Origin of the sequence: Streptomyces lateritius, from assembly GCF_014649715.1 — a bacterium.
Lineage (GTDB): Bacteria > Actinomycetota > Actinomycetes > Streptomycetales > Streptomycetaceae > Streptomyces > Streptomyces lateritius.
The window spans coordinates 453240-457306 of record NZ_BMTO01000006.1 but is presented as its reverse complement, the minus strand read 5'-3'; the positions used below and the strand labels follow the sequence as shown (position 1 = coordinate 457306).

The 4067-nt window shown below is 71.3% G+C and carries 6 protein-coding genes; 2 read left to right on the top strand and 4 right to left on the bottom strand.

The features are described from left to right. Positions 1–100 (bottom strand): biotin carboxylase N-terminal domain-containing protein (locus IE136_RS15265; RefSeq protein WP_157847070.1); only part of this gene is annotated, 100 nt, incomplete at its 3' end. Positions 101–468: 368 nt separating this feature from the next. On the opposite strand from IE136_RS15265, the gene IE136_RS15260 reads away from it, so the two are divergent. Further along, positions 469–927 (top strand): hypothetical protein, encoded by a 459-nt coding sequence (locus IE136_RS15260; RefSeq protein ID WP_189600584.1) that lies wholly within the window; start codon positions 469–471, stop codon positions 925–927. Positions 928–933: 6 nt separating this feature from the next. Here IE136_RS15260 and IE136_RS15255 read toward each other — a convergent pair whose 3' ends face one another. The 3 genes from IE136_RS15255 to IE136_RS15250 all read right to left on the bottom strand — a co-directional run bounded on the left by IE136_RS15255 (position 934) and on the right by IE136_RS15250 (position 2507). Further along, positions 934–1539 (bottom strand): nucleoside triphosphate pyrophosphatase, encoded by a 606-nt coding sequence (locus IE136_RS15255; protein ID WP_158989738.1) that lies wholly within the window; start codon positions 1537–1539, stop codon positions 934–936. Positions 1540–1634: 95 nt separating this feature from the next. Continuing rightward, entirely contained in the window at positions 1635–1763 is a 129-nt protein-coding gene (gene mmpB, locus IE136_RS36420) for a morphogenic membrane protein MmpB (RefSeq protein ID WP_268247929.1), read from the bottom strand. Between the two features lie 75 nt (positions 1764–1838). Continuing rightward, complete coding sequence (locus IE136_RS15250) at positions 1839–2507, bottom strand: TetR/AcrR family transcriptional regulator (RefSeq protein ID WP_158989740.1); 669 nt, start codon at positions 2505–2507, stop codon at positions 1839–1841. A 36-nt stretch (positions 2508–2543) separates the two neighbouring features. Between IE136_RS15250 and IE136_RS15245 the strand changes: the two genes are divergently transcribed. Then, the gene (locus tag IE136_RS15245) at positions 2544–3938 is read left to right on the top strand and encodes an MFS transporter (protein ID WP_158989742.1); all 1395 of its coding nucleotides are present in this window, start codon (positions 2544–2546) and stop codon (positions 3936–3938) included. Positions 3939–4067 lie beyond the last annotated feature (129 nt).

Genomic DNA, 4067 nt, shown 5'->3' with positions numbered 1-4067 from the left:
GATCGGCGTAGACGGCTACGCTCGCGATTCCGGCATCCCGGCACGCCCGGGCGACGCGGACAGCGATTTCGCCACGGTTGGCGATGAGCACCTTGCGCACGATGGCTCCCTCCTTGAAACAAGCTGAGTTTAGGGACTGCCGACACGGCCTTTCGACCCGTCCCCAGTGGTGAGCTTGCCCACACGGAGCGTGATACGAGGCGTTCGGGGTCGTGAAATCCCTTGTCGTACCACGGTACGCAGGGTTCCTTTACGGCACAGTAGCTCCGAGGTGTGGCGCAGGTCTCTGTTCCCCAGGCCAGTCGCCCAACGGGTTTCTTTGTGGAGTCCCTACGAATGGCCCAGTGATTCTTTGCCGCGTGGTGCCCCCGTGCAGACTCTTGTCCGAAGGTTTACCAGTCAGTAGCCTTCGCGCTGTCGTCCGTACTCCAGGTAACAGCCGAGCAGCCGTACACAGGGGAGGCCCAGGTGGCCCGCAGACCGATAGCACTCGTGACGGCGGCGGTGCTCTTCATCGAGGCACCGGGGATCGTCGCGCTCAACGCCGTGATGGCGCGGTTCGTCGAGGTCCAGTCCATGTCTCTGGACGGCCTGGACCCGGACGCGATGGTGGCCGGAACCTGGGTGCTCGGCATCGTCTCCGGCCTCCTGCTCGCCCTCTGCGGCACCGTCGCTCTGCTCGCCGGCGTCCGCGACAAGCGCCCCGGCCGGGCCGGGCGCGCCCTGCTCATCGGCTGCGCGGTCGTGCACGGGGTGCTGGGCGCGGTGACGGTCGGCCTGATCGGCTGGGGCGCCTTCGCGTTCATGACCGTGGTGCTCGGCCTGGTCGTGCTGACGCTGGTGGCCTACGGCAAGGGTGCCGAGACGCCCGAGACGCCCGAGAGTCCTGAGGCCGGCACTCCCGAAGGGGCGCCGGCGCCCGCCTGAACCTGGTCACGTCCACAGGTCGGTGATCTCGACACCCAGCTTGCCCAGCAGACTCCGCAGCAGCGGCAGCGACAGGCCGATCACGTTGCCAGGGTCCCCGTCGATGCCGTCGATGAACGGCGCCGAACGGCCGTCGAGGGTGAACGCGCCCGCCACGTGCAGCGGTTCGCCGCTCGCCACGTAGGCGGCGATCTCGGCGTCCGTCGGTTCGCCGAAGCGGACGACGGTGGAGGCGGTCGCCGACTCGTAGCGCTTGGCGGCCGTGTCGTACACGCAGTGACCCGTCTGGAGGATGCCCACCCGGCCGCGCATCGCCTTCCAGCGGGCCGTGGCCTCCTCGGCGTCGGCCGGCTTGCCGAGCGCCTGCTTGTCCAGCTCCAGGACCGAGTCGCAGCCGATCACCAGGGCGCCGAACGCCTCCGGCCGCGCGGCCACATGGGCGGCCTTCGCCTCGGCGAGGGCGAGCGCGAGCTCGGCCGGGGTCGGGGCGTGCACCTTGTCCTCGTCGACGCCGCTCACGATCACCTCGGGGGCGAGTCCGGCCTGCCGCAGCAGTCCGAGACGGGCGGGTGAGGCGGAGGCGAGCACGACACGGCGGCGATCAGCAGTCATGGGGGCAGCGTAGCCAGTAAGGCGCCGATGCGGCGGCTCCGTCGGTACGAAGCCGGTACGGCGCCGGTACGGAGGCTCTGACGGAACGGCGGCTGTCAGTGCACGCCGACCACGAACATCGCCACCACCATCGCCAGCGCCAGCAGGACGGACGCGCGGCGCAGCATCTGCTGCATGTCGCGCATCTCCTTCGGGGGCTCGTTGTTCGGGTCGGACCAGAGCATGCCTCCGATCCTCCGGGCGGGAAGGCCGGGGCGCCTGAGTATGCGTACTCAGCCGCCCCGGTGCCAACGGACTACTTACGGGCGGGTGAACACTCCGCCACCGGCGGCCGTCAGGGCCGCGCGGACCGCCTGCTCCGCGTGCTCCGGGCCCAGCGGCTCGCGCGTGATCATGAAGCGGTAGTAGAGCGGCGCCGAGACCGCGCGCAGCAGCTCCAGACCGTCGGTGTCCGGCGGGATCTCGCCGCGGGCCGCGCCCCGCTTGATGACGGGGGCCCATTCCTCCAGGCGGGCCCGGTAGAAGCCGTTCAGGGCCTCGGCGCACTCCTCGTCGCAGGCCGCGGCCGCGATCACCGCGCGGAAGACGGCGCCCATCCGGGGGTCGGTGAGGGTCTTGAGGACGAGTCCGGCGTTGGCCTGCAGGTCGCCCGCCAGGCTGCCGGTGTCGGAGGCCGGCAGGGACCGGTCCGCCATGTCCCGCAGCAGGTCGGCGACGAGGCCGACCGGAGAGCCCCAGCGGCGGTACACGGTCGTCTTGCCGACGCCCGCGCTCGCGGCGACGTGGTCCATGTTCAGCGCGTGGAAACCGGTGGCGGCCAGGGCGTCCTCGGTCGCTTCGAGGACGGCCCGGCGCACCTTCGCGGTGCGGCCCCCGGGGCGCACGGTACCGGCGGCGGCCGGCTGGCTCTCACTCAAACGGGTCTCCTGTTCCATTAATGGCTCCGACTCTGCTACGGTCCTGGACATCCTAATGGAACCAGAAGCCCATTAAGGGGTCCGTCCATGGTCGCCACCGCGCTCTCCACCCGTACAGACGACTCGCCCGCCCGCATGGACGGTCGCATGCGGCTCGTCCTCCTCGTCCTCCTCGTCGCCCAGTTCATGCTGGCCGTCGACTTCTCGATCCTGAACGTCGCCCTGCCCCTCATCGGCCAAGGACTCGGCTTCTCGCTGGGCAGTCTGCAGTGGATCGCCACCGCCTTCGCGCTCGCCGCCGCCGGATTCACCCTGCTGTTCGGGCGCGTCGCCGACCTGATCGGGCGCCGTCGCCTCTTCCTCGCCGGAATGGCGCTCCTCGGGATCTCCTCGCTCGTCGGCGGACTCGCCACCGGCCCCGAGACGCTGATGGCCGCCAGGGTCGCCCAGGGCCTCGCCACCGCGGCCGTCACCCCCGCCGGGCTCTCGCTGCTCACCTCCTCCTTCCCCGAAGGCCCCCTGCGCGCCAGGGCGCTCGGCCTCAACGGCGCCCTCATGTCCGCCGGATTCACCACCGGCGCCATCCTCGGCGGCGTCCTGACCGAGCTGCTCTCCTGGCGCTGGGCCTTCTTCATCAACGTGCCGGTCGCGCTCGCGGTCCTCCTCGTCGCGCCCGCCGTCCTCCAGGAGAGCCGCCCCGAGGTCCGCCACCGCCTCGACGTCCCCGGCGCGATCACCGTCACCGGAGGACTCCTCGCCCTCGTCTACGGCCTCACCGTCGCCGGCGAGCACGGCTGGACCGACCCCCTCGCCCTGACCGCCCTCGCCGCCGGAGCGGTCCTCCTCGTCGCCTTCGGCTTCGTGGAGCAGCGGGCCGCCTCGCCCCTCGTCCCCGTACGCATCCTGCGGCGCCGCACCGTGGTCTGGGGCAACCTCGCCGGACTCGTCGCCTTCGTCACCGAGACCTCGCTGGTCTTCCTGATGACGCTCTACCTCCAGGACGTCCTCGGCTTCTCGCCGCTCGCCGCCGGACTCTCCTTCGGCGTCCTCGGCGCCGGAACGATCCTCGGCGGGGTCTACGCCTCCCGGTTCATCGGCCGGTACGGCAACCGGGCCGCCCTCGTCGCCGGCGGGCTCCTCCAGGCCGTCGCCACCCTCGCCCTCTTCGGCCTCGGGGACGACCGCGGCTGGCTCTGGCTGCTGCTCACCGCCACCTTCGCCGGCGGCATCGGCAACATGCTCGCCATCGTCGGCTTCATGGTCACCGCCACCTCCGGACTGCCCGACGCCGAGCAGGGCATGGCGACCGGCCTCGCCACGATGACCCAGCAGGTCGGCATCACCATGGGCACACCGATCATGAGCGCCGTCGTCGTCACCTCCGCCACCGTCCTCGACGGCATCGGACTCGCGGTCCTCGTCAACGCCGCGATCGTCCTCGCCGGAGCGCTGGCCGCGGGTCTCTTCCTCCGTCGGACGTGACCCCGGGGCGACACCGGGCCACGCGAAGGCCGGACCTCCCGCACAAGAGGTCCGGCCTTTTCACGCACGCAGGGGTCCGGATGTGGTCCAGACGGGTTCGGGCGGGCTCATACGGGCCAGTAGGAGCGC

Excerpts from the sequence above, each read along its gene's own strand:
- IE136_RS15255 (WP_158989738.1), bottom strand. The coding sequence starts at position 1,539 with ATGACTGCTGATCGCCGCCGTGTCGTGCTCGCCTCCGCCTCACCCGCC.
- mmpB (WP_268247929.1), bottom strand. The coding sequence starts at position 1,763 with ATGCTCTGGTCCGACCCGAACAACGAGCCCCCGAAGGAGATGCGCGAC.
- IE136_RS15250 (WP_158989740.1), bottom strand. The coding sequence starts at position 2,507 with ATGTCCAGGACCGTAGCAGAGTCGGAGCCATTAATGGAACAGGAGACC.
- IE136_RS15245 (WP_158989742.1), top strand. The coding sequence starts at position 2,544 with ATGGTCGCCACCGCGCTCTCCACCCGTACAGACGACTCGCCCGCCCGC.